Here is a 14,940-nt window from a genome sequence, read left to right as displayed (position 1 = left end):
CCACCCGACCACATCTGGACCGCGACGGCAAGCCCCGCGGCCACCGAGCAGAAATAAGCTGGCGGCATGTCGTTTCACCCGATGCCGTTCGCCCTGGACACCGCGAGACTGCGGCTCCGGCTGTGGGAGGAGACGGATGCCGCCGGCTACCGTGCGCTCGTCGGCGAACGCGGAGGCGACACTCCGACCCTGGAGGACGCCACAGAGGAGATCCGCGAAGCTCGGGCGAGCGCGCCGGGCCGCGGCATCCATCTCCTGACGCTTCACCGCAACGGCGAGGACGACTTCCTCGGCTACTGCGGCCTGATCATCGGCCGCTCCACCGTCGAGGAACCCGAGCTCGCCTATGAGCTGCTGCGCAGCGCGCATGGACAGGGCTACGCCACCGAAGCGGCTGCTGCGGTCGTCGACGCGGCCCGAGCGACGGGCAGGCGACGGCTCTGGTCCACCGTCGGTGCGTGGAACACGCCCTCGTTCCGGGTGCTCCAGAAGGTGGGATTCCGCCGTGATCACGTCACGTCGGCGGAGAACGGCGAAGTGGTCTGGTGCGTCCTCGACCTCTAGGCGATCAGGCCTGAGGGGTCGGTTGGCGTCCGCGCATGCGGAATCAGATCGTGAACGGCTGCGAGGAACGATCCCGTTCCATCACTGCTGGCGGCGGCGACGCGTGCTGGCGGGCCACGCCTTCTTGTTCGCCTGATCAAGGGTGCGCAAGGCTTCAGGGTCACCGTTCCCGCCGCCCAGCGTCTGGATCGCTACACGACCCCACTCCACAGAGGAGAACCAAGTCCGCATCAACCAGTTGAGCATGGCGGGCAGTCTAACGGCCGGTCCTGACGAACCGGGCTGCCTCCGGCCAGGGCCACGGAGCGCCGTGGCCATTCGCGAACGAGCTGGTCGTTCTGCAGACTTCAGTGTGCGACGTCGGCTGGGTGGTTCCGTCTGGCCAGCCGTGACACTCCCGCCATGATCGCGACGATGATCAGACCGAGGAGAAGCCCGAAGACGGCCGACATCGCAGTGTCGGCTACCCAGACGACGACGGGCCCGGCAGCCTCGATCGCATGCGTCACCGATTCGAGGATGTCGTGGGGCGCGGTCCAGAACGTCTCGCCGAGGTTCGCTATCACCAGGTGCCCGCCGACCCACAGCATGGCGACGGTGCCGACGATGCTGATCACGCGGAACACGGCAGGCATCGACGCCACGATGCGGGCACCGGTGCGTCGTACGCCCTTCGTGGGACTCTTCATGAGTCTCAGTCCGATGTCGTCGATCTTGACCAGCAGCCCAACCGTGCCGTAGACGAGCACAGTCATGCCGAGCCCGATGGCCGCCAGCGCTGCGAGCGTCATCCAGATTCCGAAGTCGGGATCGAGACTGTCGAGCGCGATGAGCATGATCTCGGTGCTGAGAATGAGGTCGGTACGGATGGCGCCGAACACGAGTTTGCGCTCGTCGCGCGGCTCTTCCGTCTCGCTGGCGTGATGGGCGCCGAACCATTCGGTGACCTTCTCGGCACCCTCGAAGCACAGGTACGTGCCGCCGATGATGAGGAGGAAGGGCAGCACCCACGGCGCGAATGCGGAGAGCAGCAATGCGACCGGGATGATGATGACGAACTTGTTGAAGAGGCTTCCGAGCGCGATGCGCCACACGACGGGCAATTCGCGCGCCGGCGTGAGGCCCTGGACGTATTGCGGAGTGACGGCAGCATCGTCGATGACGACACCCGCGGTTTTCGCACTCGCTTTGAGGGCGGCGGTGAGGACGTCGTCCACGATCGCGAGCAAGCCGACCGACATGTGTGTTTCTCCTTGGGCGAGGGCGCTGACCTGCTGTCAGGGCGTCGACAACGGTGCCCACAATATCGCGGCCGTCGCGGGATCCCTCGCCATCCAGGCCGCCTCCGGGAAACCGGTGCTGGTTTGCCAGCAGACGGACGGACCGACGTCCTGTCCATGTCGCCGGCGCTTCCTTGCGTTCATGCGGCGGCGGCCCCGAGCTCGAGCCGCGCTCCCCTGAACCTCCGACGCAGCATCCGGTCGTGCGTGACCAGCACGACTGCGCCGTCGTAGGAGTCGAGGGCGGACTCCAGTTCGTCGACGAGTTCCGGGGCGAGGTGGTTCGTCGGCTCGTCGAGCAGCAGCAAGTCATGCGATCCACTCACGAGCAGCGCAAGTTCGAGTCGCCTCCGCTGGCCGAAGGACAATGCGGCGACGGGTACTCTCAACTCCTCCGGCCGGAAGAGCCCGAGGCGCAGAATTCGCTCTTCTGCGGTGTCGACGTCTTCACGGATACCGCGGGCGAACGCGTCGCGCACGCTTCGCGGGCTCGCCGCGATCGTCGAGTGCTGGCGGAAGTACCCCACCCGGCCACTCACTCTCACCTCACCCTGCGTTGGCGTCAGCTCGCCGGCGATCACCCGCAGCAGGGTGGTCTTGCCCACACCGTTCGGTCCGGTGACGAGCACGCGATCTCCCGCCCCCAAACGCAGGGCGTCGACGGTTGCCGCAGCCACACGCACATGCTCGAGGGCGAGGATCGGCGTGGTCGCGAGATCCGCCGCCGCCGACGCCGACGCGTCGCGCGCGACATCCGGTCCGGCGAGGGCTGCCTTCCTCGACAATCGCGGCGCGAACACGAGCGGCTCGGGCGGTGGCGCGACCGGCTGCTCGGCAAGACGGGCAAGCCGTTCCTTGGCATTGCGGATGCGGCCCATGGCACCGTGATCACGCCCGCGAGCCCGGAACGCTCCAGCGCCCATACCCGCCTTGTCGAGCTTGCGCGGGATCGCGTCGAGACGACCAGCGTTCGCCGCGACCAGCGCGCCGTGCCGTGCGACCTCCTCCTTCCAGGCCTCGTGCGCGAGACGGTGACGCTCCCGCGCCATCGCTCGTGCGACGAGGTAGCCGCGATACCCGTCGCCGGAACGAGTGATCGTGCCGTCGCGGACCGTGAGGATCACGTCGGTGAACTCCTCGAGGAACGCCCGGTCGTGCGTGACCGCGACGACCGTGCCCCGATGTGCGCGCAGGGTGGCGAGCAGCCAGTCCCACGCATCGTCATCGAGGTCGTTCGTCGGCTCGTCGAGCAGCAGCAGTTCGGCGTTGCCCGCCGTCGTCGCCGCGACCGCGACGCGCGATCGCTCGCCTCCCGACAGCGATGCCCACGGACGGTCGTGTTCGATGCCGGCCACGCCGAGCGAGTTCAGTGCGATATCCAACCGGGCGGATGCCGCGTATCCGTCACGTGCCTCGTACCGGTCGACGAGCGCGGCGTACCGAGCGAGAGCGGCTTCGAGCTCGGCATCCGTGGGCGCGCTGAGCGCTGCCGCCGCGTCGTCAATGGCATGCTCGAGCGCTCGCAGCTCACGCAGGCAGGTATCGATCGCGTCGCGCACGGTCGCGTGCTCGGGCAGGTCGAGCGATTGCGCGAGCACACTCATGCCGCCGGGTGCGACGACGGTGAGTTCGCCGGCATCGGGCTGCAGCTCACCTGCGATCAGCCGGAGCAGCGTCGACTTGCCGGCACCGTTGTCGCCGATGATGCCGACATGCTCGCCGGCGCGGATGGACACGTCGACGCGATCGAGCACGACCCGGTCGGCGAAACGCTTCGTCACGGAGTGCAGGGACAACTGAGATGGGAACATGGAGGTCTCGGCTTCCCGACCCGCGCGCTTCGTAGTGAGTCCGATCGCCTCCGACAGGTCGGTGGCGGACACGGCGAGGGGCTCACGCGATGCGAGCGCGGGTCGTGATCAGGTGGCGGAATGCGCACAGGACATGCGCTCGGATGTCCGTGGAGCAGAGCTCGACACGGAACCACCTACAAGAAAATCAGCGTACCCACCCGCGAGAAGTTATCAGCCGGGCCGCAGCTGGTCAACCCCAGCCTCCGCGCGACCGCTTGCGGTTGTTCCCGCAGTTCGTCGGCGAAAGCGACCGTCGTCTGCCGGTACTCGTCTCGATCGAACGGATGGAGCCTCGGGCGGTGGTGAAAAGAGCCGCCATCGTCGCAATGCACATGAGAAGAACATGAGAGGTTCGACTCTTTCCCATCCGAAGTGAGGATTCCTCCGAATCACTCCCATGACAGACGGCACCAACGCGTGCTGACTTCCAAGCTGAACTGTCGGCTGACGGACTTCGCCAAGCCGGCATATATCGAGAGGAACAACATGCCTCACCACGGCTCGAGGACGCGCCGCGCCCTCCGCACTGTCACCGCCGCCGCCATCGTGGCCATCGGCTTCGCTTTCACGCCATCGGCAGCGACCGCCGCCGATGCGGGAACCGGCTGGCTACGCTTGGGTCATCTCTCGCCCGACACCAAATCGGTCGACGTCGAGGTCACCGCACCGAACGGCGACACGGTGCTCGAACTGAACGGCGTCAGCTACGGCGACGTCTCGCCCTACTCCGAACTCCAGTCCGGCACGTACACGGTCAGCATGGTGCCCGAGGGTTCGTCGGCGGCTACAGCACCGGTGATCTCGGCTGACATAGAGGTCCCCGCCAAGAGTGCGATGACGGTCGTCGCGTACGGTCCGACGTCAGACCTCGAGGTGAAGGCGGTCGAGGACGACCTGGCCCCGCCGACCGCCGGCTTCGGCCGCATTCGACTGTTCCAGGCATCCACGATCACCGATTCAGTCGATGTCGAGACCTCGACCGGTCTCCCGATCGCGAAGGACGCTGCAGCCGGAACGGTGACCGACTATGCCGAGATTCCAGCGGGCTCATGGACGCTCGAGCTCACGGGCGGGGACGCGGCTGCCTCATCGGACGTCGACGTCGCTGCGGGTAGCGTGTCGACGCTCTTCGTCCTCGACACTGCCGACGGTGGCCTCACGATCCTGCCGATCGTCGATTCTGCGGCGGTGGGCCGTTCGCCCGACGGTGGCGTGCAGACCGGTGGCGGTGGCACCGCTCCTGGCGGCTCGCTGTTCACGGCGGGCCGGATGCATGGAGGGCTGGAGGCTGTCCGATGATCGACGCGACGCGACGCGCTTCGCGGGCTCGTTCTGATCGCGACCGAGCTCCCGATGCTCGAGGAGTCGTGACTGCACACCACTGGGTCGTGGGGATCCTGGTAGCCACAGTCGTCGCGGGTACGCTGATCGCGGCCGTCGCGATCAGGCCCGAACACCAGGGTCTGGCGCCTGAGGCTGGGCCCGTGGCGACACCGACCGCGACGCCGAACGCCTTCGCTGCGGGCGGTCTGCAGAATCCATCCGGCGTGGCGACCGTCGTCGACGTCGGCAAGCCGGTCGCGGTGCGGATTCCGAGCCTCGGTATTTCTTCCTCGCTTGAGCACTTGAGCGTCGAGCCATCCGGAGCGCTCGGAGCGCCGGTCGACTACAACCGGGCCGGCTGGTACGTCGACGGACCGGTCCCGGGTGAGATCGGCCCGGCGATCATCGCCGGCCACGTCGACTCCGTGACCGGGATCGCCGTATTCTCACGCCTCGCCGAACTGAAGCTCGGTGATGAGGTCGTCGTCGACACTGAGGCCGGCCAGTCATTGAGCTTCACCGTCACCGGGCGGGCGCAGTCAGCGAAGGCGGCTTTTCCAACCTCCGATGTGTACAGCAACGTCCCGCGCCCCGAGCTGCGCCTCATCACCTGTGCCGGCGTCTTCGACCGATCCGTCGGCCACTACACCGACAACCTCATCGTTTTCGCAGCCCTGGCTCCGTGACCGGTGCATCCGACCCGAAGGACTTTTCATGCTGAGGACTATGGTCGGCATCCCGACCTGCAACGAAGCGGAGCCGGTTCCGATCTGCTGTTCCGTCGACCAGATGACCGACGCACTCCGAATTCGGAACAAGGCCCGACCCGACGGCACCGTCCGGATGCGGTCGCATCGATTCATCGGGAACGAGCCGAGATGACGAAGTCACCGTTGTTCCTGGCGGTCGATGTCGGCGCGAGCCGGACCGCCGCCGCCATCGCCCGGTTCGGTCCCGACGGACTGGTCTCGACCACGCCGTTCCTGCTCGGCCGGCACACCGACAGCGTCCCCAGCGCGATCTTCGTCGGCGACGGCGAGCTGCTGTTCGGCGACGCGGCCGAGCGCCGCGGCATCGCGCAGCCCGAACGACTCGTCCGCGAATTCAAGCGCCGCATCGGCGATGCGACGCCCATCCGTGCGGGCGACCGGCGATTCACCCCCGAGCAACTGTTCGCGCTCATGGTGTCCTGGATCGTCGATTGCATCGCCGAACGCGAAGGAGAACGGCCGACCGCCCTCAGCGTGTCCATCCCAGCGTCGTGGGGCGAGCACCGCTCAGGTCTCGTGGCGAGCGCACTCGAACGAGCCGGATGGCGCGACGTGCGTTTCATCAGCGAGCCGGAGGCGGCAGCGCGGCACTACGCTTTCGAGCGCTCGCTCGTGCCCGGATCCCTTCTCGCCGTATACGACCTCGGCGGCGGTACGTTCGACGCAGCACTCGTGCGCATCGAGGACGATCGCAGCATCGACATCGTCGGGGATCCGGTCGGCCTCGATGCATTCGGTGGGGCGGACTTCGACGATGCGGTGATTCGACACGTGGTCCGAGCGGCACGTCTGTCGCTCGACGATCTCGCGGCCGATGGGGATTCTCGTGTCGGGCTCGCCGCGCTGCGTCGCGAAGCCATCGATGCCAAGGAAGCGCTCTCGTTCGACTCCGAGACCGTGGTCCCAGTCCTCATGGGTGACGGGGACGCGACCGTCAGACTCACCCGCGCGGAATTCGAGGAGATGATCGAGGACGGCATTGAACGGACGGTCGACGTCGTCGCGAACCTCTTGGAATCCGCGAACAAGACGCCCGAGGGCGTAGCCGCGATCCTGTTGACCGGCGGCTCATCTCGCATACCCCGGGTTGCACAGCTGCTGTCGGAGCGCTTCGATCGCCCGGTGGCGGTCGACGCCGACCCGAAGGCGGCCATCTCGCTGGGTGCCGTGCGAGCGATCGCCGACGCCGACGCCGACCATCGCCCGGTGCTCGTCGACGGTCATGCGCTCGAGCTCGACCCGCGGAACGATGACGATACGCGTTTCGACGAGAATGCGGCGCCATTCTTCGTTCGATTGGAGACAAGCGGGTCGTGGCAGGGGCGGGCGGCCACCATTGCCGGGGTCGCCATTGGAGCGATCGTCCTGGTTGTCGGAATCGCCGTCGCTGCTCTCTCGCCCTCCCACGCATCGCGCGGGCCGCAGCCCGGGCCTGGCGACACACCCCCGAGCTCGTCGACTCCGCATTCGTCGATCTCGCCGACCCCGTCGACTGAACCTCTCCTCACGCCCGCACCGGCTGACGTCGTGACGGACCTCTTCCCGTAACACGGCGGCCCGCCCACCGCTCAGCCGAACTCCCGATGACAGGAACCCGATGATGCCAACGACGCCCATCTCCACTCCGCTTCGCCTGGCGGAAAGACCCTTTCTGTGGACGGGTCACGCCCGCGCCCACATAGACGCGGTGATCTCCGCTCGCAACTCACGTCGCGTCCTGCTCACCGGTCCAGCCGGGTCGGGCAAGTCGGGATTCCTTCGCCATCTGCGCCGGGAGCTCACTGCAGTAGGTGCGACGATCAGCACGACGCGCTCCAGCGTCGAGATCGCGGCCCTGCCGGCTGAGCACGTGCTCGTCATCGATGATGCGCACCTGCTCGCCGTCGGTCAGATCTCCGCGCTGAAGGAGCGCAGTTCGAATCCGGATGCCGCCCTCGTGCTGGCGGCTCGTCCGTGGCCGCAGAGCGACGTCTTCCGCGCTCTCGCAGAAGAGCTCGAACGCTCCCAGCCGGCTGTCGTGCTCGGGAGCATCGGCCGCGCCGACCTCCGCGCGTATATCGAGCAGGTCGGCGACATCGTGTCGGATGCCTGCCTCGACGCAGTGCTCGACGCGACCGGAGGCACCGCCTGGCTCGTCTCGGAGTCGCTCGCGGTCCACGACTCGATGAATTGCACCGGCGATGCCGATCACGACGCCCTCCATGTGGCCCTGCGCGACGTCATCGCACATCGCCTGCGCACTGTGGCCCCCGACGTGCGGCACCTCGTCGAGCTCCTGTGCCTGGGCGGCGACGACGGGATGCCCGCGGACCGCGACGACCTCGTCCTGTCGGCCTACGCCGATGGCCTCCTGTTGCCGGGAGGTCGGCCTGCCCCGGTCGTCCGGTCCGCGGTTCGGGCGATGTCGTCCATCGACAGCATCATCCGTCTGTACGAAGACGCCGTCGCGGGGGCACCGGGTCCGGCAACCGCGGACGTTGCCCTGGACAGCCTGGTCGACGGCGTCCGCGATGCACACCTGGCTGCTCTGCTGCTGCGCCATGGCGATGCGGTGCGAGCGACCGACGCCCGCCGCGCGCGCGATCTCTACCACCGTGCGCGTGAGGCGGGAGCGGACGCTGCAACCGCCGCGATCCGCGAGGCGCGGGCGGAATGGGAGCTCGGCAGGGTGGAGACGGCCAGTCGCCTCCTCGACGGTGTCAGCATTCCCGCCGACCATCCCGATCACGACTCCGCGGCAGACACCGCCGCGGCGGTCTGGGCGGCCCGCGGCCTGACAAGCATGAGCGATGCGGTGTACCACGCATTCGCCCCGTCGTCTCAGACGTCCTGCGTGCGCGCGACGGTAGCCGCGTTCGCTGTGGCCGACGCCGGGATCCTGGACTCGATGTCGGTCCGGGCGCCGGGGCTCACGATGCCATCGACGCTCGCCGTGTCGATGGACCTGCTCGAAAGCGGCCTGCGCGCCACGCTCACGACGTCGGCGAACGCCTCCCTCGGCGTCCTCATCCGCGCCGCGGAGATGTACTCGGCTGCCCGAACGTCCGCTCCGATCCCTGAACTGCCGGCCGTCGTGGCGGCGCTCGCTGCACTCCACCTCGGGGAACCGGACGTCGCACTCGCGGTGCTGGACCGCGCGCTCGGGGACGGCCACGGCGGCGCATGGGCCCATGATCGGCTCGTGCTGTGGCGTGCGTGGGTCGCTCTGCAGCTTGAACGCCCGCACGAGGTCGAAGCGGCACTGGACGCGATCGCGCCGAGGGCCCATGCTCTCAGCCCGCGCGAGCGACTGTTGTTCGACGCCCTCACGGTGTCGATCGCCCGCCGTTTCCACGACGCCGTTGCGCTGACGGTCGCGTGGCGGGGGGCGCGCGAGAGCCTCCTGCGTGCGTCGTTCGACTTGTTCAGCATCCTGCCTCTCGCAGAGTTCGTCGTGACGGCGGCCAGAGTCGGCGAGCCGGAGCGCGTCGAGGCGCACTTCGTGCAGGCTCTTGCGCGGCTCGAGACGCTGGGCTCGCCGTCGCTCTGGGCACCGCCCGCGCACTGGGCCGGCATCCAGCAAGCCATCCTGCGCGGACGTCCGGAGGACATGAAGCCGCACGCACACGCGCTCATCGACGCAGCGTCGCACAGCCGGCTGGCGTCGATCATGGCGCAGGCGGGGCGTGTCTGGACGAATGTGCTGTCGGGCACCGTCGATGCCGACGCAGTAGAGGCCGCGGCGACCGCGCTGGGCACCGTCGGGCTCGCGTGGGACGGTGCGCGCCTCGCAGGGCATGGAGCGGGGCACACCGGCGACCGGCGCATCACCGCCCGGCTTCTCGCGGCGGCCCGCCGCCTGCATCCGCACGAGGACCTTCGACCCCCCACGGTCGAGAACGACGCGGCATCCACGCCGCGCCCGCGCACCCCCTCCGACTTGAGCCCGCGAGAGCTCGAGGTCGCGGCCCTCGTCGTACAGGGCAAGACGTACAACGAGATCGGTGCGGCCATCTTCATCTCGCCACGCACGGCGGAGCACCACATCGCTCGCATCCGTCGACGCCTCGGCGCGACGAACCGGTCGGATCTCATCGCGAAGCTGCGCATCGCACTCGACGACGCCGAGAGTGGCGATGCGACCCACGACGGCACGAGGGCCACCGCATGATCGGCCTACCCCGGGGATATCCCCCTACTCCGAACGTCGCGCGTGCGGGCTATACCCCGACGCGGTTGCAACACCCAGCCCGTACGGTCGAAGGACAACTATGGAAGAGGAGCCGAGCATGAGCCTCACGCTCGCGACAGTCGCAGACGCCCTGATCGAATTCATCCTCAGTCTGCTCCGAGACCCGGATGCTGCGGAGGAATTCGAGGACGACCCTCTGCGGGCGCTCGCCGCCCGCGGACTCCAGGACGTCGGCCCATCGGATGTCGCGGCCGTAGCGCCGATCATCATCGAACGCACGCACGTCGTGCAGGTGCCGGTACCGCATCACGGGCAGTCGGAGCGCCACCCTTCCCAGGTTGCGAATGAGAGCAACGACTCCCAGGTCGTGAATGAGATCAGGCAGGTCACATCCCACTTCCAGTGGGTCGACGACCGCGACACCGTCGTCGACCAATCGGTCAACCAGAACATCTGGGCCGATGGCGACGTGACGCAGACGTTCGACAACCAGGCGAACGTCGCCTCCGGCGACGACGCCGTCGCTGCGGGTGGGGATGCCACGGTCGACAAGACTTGGGACGATTCGACAACCATCGAGGCCGACGACGACGTCAACATCGGCAACGACACCGATGTGGAGCTGATCGAGGACTCCCAGAACGAGCAGACGGACGCATCGACGACGACCGACGAATCCACGACCGTCGTGATCGAAGACTCTTCGAACGAGCAGCCCGGCTCATCGGACGACTCAGGGCAGGCCCCGGTCGACGTGGCCGTCGGCGACGACGGCGCGGCCGCTCCCGCGGATACGACTGAAGCGCCGCCTGCGGATGCACCCCAGGATGGTGCATCGGAGATCGGCACCGACCCGTCATCTCCCGACGACGCAGCCCCAGTGGACCAGCCGCCCGTCGCCGAGACCATCGACGTGGCCGTGGAGTCGGAAGCACAGTACATCGAGGTCGACATCGATGACGATGACACATTCACCGGTATCGAATCGATGAGTGCCGACGAGGGTACCGACGATGACAGCTTCTGAGACCAAGTCCCTGGCGCATAAAGACGACACCGGGCGCGTCGAGGTCAAGTCGCCCGATCGGCCGTCGGTCACCGGCAAGGAGGCTGCGCCCGTCCTTGTGAAGCTGCCGCCGCCATTCTTCGTGCGGCTGAGTCAGATCGCATGGGTGATGAGCCTGATGGCCGGCGGCGTCGCGATCGGCTACTTGTTGATCATCCGCAAGGCCCAGCTTCCCGCCATCGCTGATCTGGTGAAGTCTGTCGATGGCTCCCGGGCCGATGTGACGTATGCCACGGCGGCCGACATCGTGTTCTGGTCGGTATTCACACCGCTGGTCGTGATCGTGCTCGCGCAGATCGCCATGCAGGTGTCGTTCGCGAACCGGCGCCCGAACGTCCGCTGGTGGCAATTCGGCTCGGTCCTCTTCCTGGGGGGCGTACTCCTGATCACGCGCGAGCTGGTGGCATTCGGTGAGCGGGGTCAACCTCTCGACCGGATCCTGCTCATCCAGCTGGGACTGGCCGTACTCGGCCTCCTGCTCAGCCTGCTCCCTCAAGCCCTACATTGGACGGCTCGCGAGCACGACATCCGACGTGGCGAACCTGTCGCTCCCGTCACCGACGGCCAGCTCTGACGCGATCCCCTCGACGCTGCGGACGACGACCCGGCACATGTCGCTCGTCGCGCGGTCGGCGAGCGGGGCCTCGGCGAGCCTCCGCCAGTGTTCGAGCACGTCGGCGATGCGAGCGCGGATCGCCTCAGCATCCGCATCATCCTGCAGACCGAGCCGCGCCAGGGCCGACGTCCCGGCGCCGCCCACGAGCCGCTCGGCGGCGGCGGCATCCGATCTCGACACGACGGGTTCGGTCGTGCGCAGCTGAGAGAGCAGAGCGAGCTCGCGAAGGTCATGGCTGTTCGCTGTGACACGCTCGATGCCGGCACGGATGCGGCCGGACTCGCGTGCCGGACGGTCTTCCAGCAGCAGCTCGAGACCCACCAGGACGCTCCGCGCCTTGAGAGTCGGGCCACGCGAGCGGAATTGGTCGGCGACGAACCGCTGCACATCGATCAGGCCGCTCTGTGCGATCATGCGCTCGGACAGCTGAGACGACGTTCGTGCGCCTCCGCGGATGAGCGCGGAGCCCAGGCGCACGCCGAAGATGCCAAAGCGTGCGAGCAGGTTGCGTCGGTCGGCCACGCTCAACGTCGTGTCGTGGGTGGGGCGCGTGAAGCGGTCAACCGAGATGAGCATCCGGTCCCGGACGACTCGATCGAGTGCGGCGAGTTCGCGGAACGCCGCGAACTCGCTCTCTCGAAGGGTGCGAGCACCCTCCGCGAGGAGACCCGCGATCGGGATGCATTCGAGCGCCAGGGATCTCAGCTCGCCGTCGTGACGATAGCGCTCGGCAATGCGGGCCGCAGAGAGTAGAGAGTCGATGCGGCCGGAGCCGATCTCGTCAGCGCGGGAGAGGAGGCTGACGGCGTTGACGGTCTGCGAAGCGCCCGCCGCCGTGTCTCGGAAGCCCTCGAGGAAACGCACGTCCGACGCATGGATGTGACGCAGCAGGTACAGGATCGCGTCGGCCTCGGACGGAGAGCGCGTCGGCGTGAGGAAGCGCGTCGACCGCTCCGACACGTCTTGTGAGATCGAAGCGATGCCCGGCGTGTCGATGAGGACGGTGGAGCGGAGACTCTCGGACGGCCAGACGACGTCGAGCCAGGCGACGTCCTCGGCGGTGCGCGATCCGAGGTCGAGGACGAGTGCGCCGTCGGATCGGGTGACCGGCAGACGCACCTCGGCGCCGCCGTGAAGGTGCGCCGTGATCGTGGCGGACCGACCGTAGCGATACCAGGTGACCGTCCTCGTACACTCCCCGGCGTCCGTCGGCGCGATCTGCTCGCCGATGAGGGCGTTGAGCACTGTCGACTTGCCAGCCTTGACCATGCCCGCCACCGCGAGTCGCAGCGGCTCGCGCAGGCGACGCGCATAGGTGTCCAGCACCGCCTCGGCTACGCTGTCCCCGGCGTACACCTCACGAGCTGCACCGAGGAGCTCGGTGACGTCTGCGAGCACCGCACTCATCGTCCTGCGCCCGCGTCGTCAACCGACGCCGGGATCTCGGCGCGCAGGGCCTCGATGTGCGCGAGCTGCCGCTTCAGCTCGATCACGCGTCCGTTGCGGTCGGATTCGAAGGTCGCCGCGGCCTGCTTCGCTGCCAGAACCGACTCGGACAGGGACCGATGCAACTGGTCGGCGATGCCGCCGAAGTGATCGCGCGCGACGCGCTGAACGAACCGAAGACGATCCTTGAGCTGTTTGCCCACTTGGAACACGACGTCGTCGATATGCCGGCGCGCGAGGTTCTTGGCCTCCGCCTGACGCCGACTGAGGCGCGTCGTCTTGTCCTCTCGATAGGCGCGACGACCGACGAGCACGCCGACCACGAGAGACACGGGGTTGATGAGCGCCACACCGATGAGGCTCATCGCAAGGCCGGCCATGAGCACACCGCTGTACGAGCCGCGGAGGCCGATGTAGATCTTCTCGGTCGCACCGAGCCGGCCCGCATCCATGCCTTGGACGTCTTCGACCGGGTCCAGCACGCCGTCGGTGTCGCTGACGTCGATGAACGGGAGGGTCGACTCCTCGAGCGAGAACTCCTCGGCCACCTGCTCGGACAGCCAACGGGATCGGTCGTTCGTCCACACGAAGGTCTCCGATACCGCGTTGGCCACCCTCTGGTCGAGCCACTCGGCGATCTGGTCCCAGATGGGGCCGGGGTCGCCCTCATCGATGGCGACCTCGGCGTCGCGTTGCACCTTTCGAAGGCGATCCCGCAGATCATGCTCGGTATCGGAGATGAGATCGGCGATACCGTCACTCAGGGTGACCTGCCAGCGCGACGATCGGCTGCGGAACTCGTCGGCGCGCACCTTGGCAGCCTCGAGCTCGGCGATCATCGCCGGCGTGTCCTGCGGGTTCAACAGCGCATTGAGCTCGGTCTTGACGGCCATGCCGAGCTGATCGACGACTGACACGAGGTCGTGAACGGCTGCCCGGCGATGCACGATCTCTGCCCTGTCGAGCACGTCGCGGCGCAAGTGCGCCACGAGCGCGGGAAACCCGGACTCCTCGTTCAGCACCCGATCCTGCTCCTGGGCCGCCAGCATCCGCAGATCGCTCGATACGGCGAACATGGGGATCCGTCCGAGATCGCCGAGGTGCGACCGGTCGATCTCCTCGATCTGGCGCCACGACGGGTAGATGTCCGTCTTGGACAGCACCGCAGCGACGTTCGGGGACACCCGCAGCGCGTGCTTCAGGAACTGGACCTCCGGCTCGGTGTACTCCTGCGAGGCATCCGAGACGAGCAGGACGGCGTGCGCCGTCGACAGGGCGGCGAGCGTGCTGACCGATCGGGTCGATTCGATGCCGCCGACACCGGGCGAATCGACGAGGCGCAACCCGCCGCGAAGCAGTTCGCGCGGGAGCACGACCTCGGCGCCGACGATGTCGTGCTCGTCGTTGCGCCTGCCACGCTCGGAGACGAAGTCGGCGAGCGAGTCGAGCGGGATGGGCAACCGCTCGACCCCGCCTGCCGGGCTGTTCCCGTTGCGGACGATGGCGTACGCGGCAGGCTCCTCGGCGTACGACACGGACGTGGGCACGCTCGTGGCGATGTCGTCGTCGACGGGGCACGCCGGGGCGTTCACAAGAGCATTCACGAGTTTGCTCTTGCCCTGCTTGTATTGTCCGACGACGATGACGCGTACGAATGGGTCGTTCAGTCGAGCACGCGTCTGCTCGAGTCGCCCGACCAGATCTGCGCGCCCGAGCACGGCGGACAGGTCGGCGGTCTTCTCGACGAGGTGCGCCAGTTGCTGGTTGGCAAGGGCCAGTGTCGTCGAGGAGGTGTCGTCCCCAGGGGCGGACGTCAGTGGTGCGGGGGGCGCGGCCTTCGTCATCGTCGAC

At 67.8% G+C, this 14,940-nt stretch carries 12 protein-coding genes; 7 read left to right on the top strand and 5 right to left on the bottom strand.

Annotated features, from left to right (window positions below):
• The first annotated feature begins 66 nt into the window (after positions 1 to 66).
• Positions 67 to 564, top strand: coding sequence for a GNAT family N-acetyltransferase (locus E4M00_RS04530; RefSeq protein ID WP_135119317.1), 498 nt, complete (start codon positions 67 to 69; stop codon positions 562 to 564).
• Between the two features lie 81 nt (positions 565 to 645).
• Here the strand turns inward: E4M00_RS04530 and E4M00_RS17815 are convergent, their stop codons facing one another.
• The 3 genes from E4M00_RS17815 to abc-f all read right to left on the bottom strand — a co-directional run bounded on the left by E4M00_RS17815 (position 646) and on the right by abc-f (position 3,655).
• On the bottom strand, positions 646 to 810 hold the full coding sequence (locus E4M00_RS17815; protein ID WP_167756825.1) for a hypothetical protein: 165 nt from the start codon (positions 808 to 810) through the stop codon (positions 646 to 648).
• Between the two features lie 101 nt (positions 811 to 911).
• Positions 912 to 1,805 carry a DUF808 domain-containing protein gene (locus E4M00_RS04525; protein WP_135119316.1) on the bottom strand — a complete coding sequence of 298 codons (894 nt, stop codon included), beginning with the start codon at positions 1,803 to 1,805 and terminating at the stop codon, positions 912 to 914.
• 179 nt (positions 1,806 to 1,984) lie between these two features.
• On the bottom strand, positions 1,985 to 3,655 hold the full coding sequence (gene abc-f, locus E4M00_RS04520) for a ribosomal protection-like ABC-F family protein (protein WP_135119941.1): 1,671 nt from the start codon (positions 3,653 to 3,655) through the stop codon (positions 1,985 to 1,987).
• A gap of 528 nt (positions 3,656 to 4,183) precedes the next feature.
• Between abc-f and E4M00_RS04515 the strand changes: the two genes are divergently transcribed.
• The 6 genes from E4M00_RS04515 (at position 4,184) to E4M00_RS04490 (ending at position 11,601) form a co-directional block, all read left to right on the top strand.
• Positions 4,184 to 4,996: a DUF4397 domain-containing protein gene (locus E4M00_RS04515; RefSeq protein WP_135119315.1), complete on the top strand. Its 813-nt coding sequence runs from the start codon at positions 4,184 to 4,186 to the stop codon at positions 4,994 to 4,996.
• A gap of 185 nt (positions 4,997 to 5,181) precedes the next feature.
• Positions 5,182 to 5,706 (top strand): sortase domain-containing protein, encoded by a 525-nt coding sequence (locus E4M00_RS04510; protein WP_167756824.1) that lies wholly within the window; start codon positions 5,182 to 5,184, stop codon positions 5,704 to 5,706.
• Positions 5,707 to 5,898: 192 nt separating this feature from the next.
• Positions 5,899 to 7,338 (top strand): Hsp70 family protein, encoded by a 1,440-nt coding sequence (locus E4M00_RS04505; RefSeq protein WP_135119313.1) that lies wholly within the window; start codon positions 5,899 to 5,901, stop codon positions 7,336 to 7,338.
• Positions 7,339 to 7,477: 139 nt separating this feature from the next.
• On the top strand, positions 7,478 to 9,940 hold the full coding sequence (locus E4M00_RS04500; RefSeq protein ID WP_167756823.1) for a helix-turn-helix transcriptional regulator: 2,463 nt from the start codon (positions 7,478 to 7,480) through the stop codon (positions 9,938 to 9,940).
• 118 nt (positions 9,941 to 10,058) lie between these two features.
• On the top strand, positions 10,059 to 10,988 hold the full coding sequence (locus tag E4M00_RS04495) for an IniB N-terminal domain-containing protein (RefSeq protein WP_135119311.1): 930 nt from the start codon (positions 10,059 to 10,061) through the stop codon (positions 10,986 to 10,988).
• Entirely contained in the window at positions 10,975 to 11,601 is a 627-nt protein-coding gene (locus E4M00_RS04490; RefSeq protein ID WP_135119310.1) for a hypothetical protein, read from the top strand. Before E4M00_RS04495 ends, E4M00_RS04490 begins: the two co-directional genes overlap by 14 nt.
• Here the strand turns inward: E4M00_RS04490 and E4M00_RS04485 are convergent.
• Positions 11,527 to 13,050 carry a dynamin family protein gene (locus E4M00_RS04485; RefSeq protein WP_135119309.1) on the bottom strand — a complete coding sequence of 508 codons (1,524 nt, stop codon included), beginning with the start codon at positions 13,048 to 13,050 and terminating at the stop codon, positions 11,527 to 11,529. The two genes, E4M00_RS04490 and E4M00_RS04485, sit on opposite strands and share 75 nt — an antisense overlap.
• A complete protein-coding gene (locus E4M00_RS04480) occupies positions 13,047 to 14,933 on the bottom strand; it encodes a dynamin family protein (protein WP_135119308.1) in 1,887 nt (628 codons plus the stop codon). Before E4M00_RS04480 ends, E4M00_RS04485 begins: the two co-directional genes overlap by 4 nt.
• Positions 14,934 to 14,940: the final 7 nt, after the last annotated feature.

Origin of the sequence: Orlajensenia leifsoniae (assembly GCF_004570845.1) — a bacterium.
Classification (GTDB): Bacteria; Actinomycetota; Actinomycetes; order Actinomycetales; family Microbacteriaceae; genus Orlajensenia; species Orlajensenia leifsoniae.
The sequence above is the reverse complement of the archived record's forward strand: the minus strand, read 5'-3'. Positions and strand labels throughout refer to the sequence as shown.

What these genes read in the sequence shown, in the direction of transcription:
- E4M00_RS04490 (WP_135119310.1), top strand. Translation starts at nt 10,975, where the DNA reads ATGACAGCTTCTGAGACCAAGTCCCTGGCGCATAAAGACGACACCGGG.
- E4M00_RS04530 (WP_135119317.1), top strand. Translation starts at nt 67, where the DNA reads ATGTCGTTTCACCCGATGCCGTTCGCCCTGGACACCGCGAGACTGCGG.
- E4M00_RS04480 (WP_135119308.1), bottom strand. Translation starts at nt 14,933, where the DNA reads ATGACGAAGGCCGCGCCCCCCGCACCACTGACGTCCGCCCCTGGGGAC.
- abc-f (WP_135119941.1), bottom strand. Translation starts at nt 3,655, where the DNA reads ATGTTCCCATCTCAGTTGTCCCTGCACTCCGTGACGAAGCGTTTCGCC.
- E4M00_RS04525 (WP_135119316.1), bottom strand. Translation starts at nt 1,805, where the DNA reads ATGTCGGTCGGCTTGCTCGCGATCGTGGACGACGTCCTCACCGCCGCC.
- E4M00_RS04495 (WP_135119311.1), top strand. Translation starts at nt 10,059, where the DNA reads ATGAGCCTCACGCTCGCGACAGTCGCAGACGCCCTGATCGAATTCATC.
- E4M00_RS04505 (WP_135119313.1), top strand. Translation starts at nt 5,899, where the DNA reads ATGACGAAGTCACCGTTGTTCCTGGCGGTCGATGTCGGCGCGAGCCGG.
- E4M00_RS04515 (WP_135119315.1), top strand. Translation starts at nt 4,184, where the DNA reads ATGCCTCACCACGGCTCGAGGACGCGCCGCGCCCTCCGCACTGTCACC.
- E4M00_RS04485 (WP_135119309.1), bottom strand. Translation starts at nt 13,050, where the DNA reads ATGAGTGCGGTGCTCGCAGACGTCACCGAGCTCCTCGGTGCAGCTCGT.
- E4M00_RS17815 (WP_167756825.1), bottom strand. Translation starts at nt 810, where the DNA reads ATGCTCAACTGGTTGATGCGGACTTGGTTCTCCTCTGTGGAGTGGGGT.